The organism is Oleiphilus sp. HI0067 (genome assembly GCF_001635735.1).
The window spans coordinates 1-748 of the sequence record NZ_LWFI01001216.1 but is presented as its reverse complement, the minus strand read 5'-3'; the positions used below and the strand labels follow the sequence as shown (position 1 = coordinate 748).

Annotated in this window: 1 protein-coding gene; it reads right to left on the bottom strand. The window is 46.5% G+C overall.

Features of this window, described 5'->3' with window-relative positions:
* On the bottom strand, positions 1-748 hold a 748-nt coding region (gene crtI, locus A3739_RS18250), incomplete at both ends, for a phytoene desaturase family protein (RefSeq protein WP_156502675.1).

Genomic DNA, 748 nt, shown 5'->3' with positions numbered 1-748 from the left:
TGCACTGCGGTGATACGCTTTTGTTGCGTTTCAAACTTAACCACCTCATGGTTGAGTACTACCTCGATTCCCTCTTCCTGCATTAATTTGGTTAAGGCATCGACTAAGGCTTGTGTGCCACCCATGGCAAAGTGCACGCCATGAGCGCGTTCTAAGTAATGAATTAGGCTATAGATACTGGTAGTATCGAATGGGTTACCGCCCACTAAAAGTGGTTGAATTGAAAATGCTTGGCGAAGTTTATCGTGTTTTAGATGCCGGCAAACTAGCTGCCAAACGCTACGATAACTACCGAGTCGAAGCATTTGTGGAATTACTTTTATCATGTCTATTATTTGATGGAACGGCCGATGCGCTAGTTGCTCGAAGCCAAGTTGATAAATCTCTTTCGAGGCAGCAAGGAGCTTTCGGTAGCCTTTTACATCATCTGGGCTGATCATAGCTATCGACCTTTCGATACGCTCGTTATCACCTCCATAATCAAAATGCGTCCCGTCGTCGTAAACAAACCGATACCAAGTATTTAGGGCCTTAAATTCCACATAGTCAGCGCGCTCTTTCCCGAATAATGCAAACAACTCGTCAAAAAGAAAGGGCGCAGTAATAACCGTTGGACCAGCATCATGCTTGTATCCATCTACTTGAAATCGCTGTGCGCGCCCGCCTGGGTGGGATGTTTTGTCGACAATAGTAACGTCGCAGCCCAATGCTTTTGCTCGCAAGGCAGCGGCAATACCGCCAAAACCGG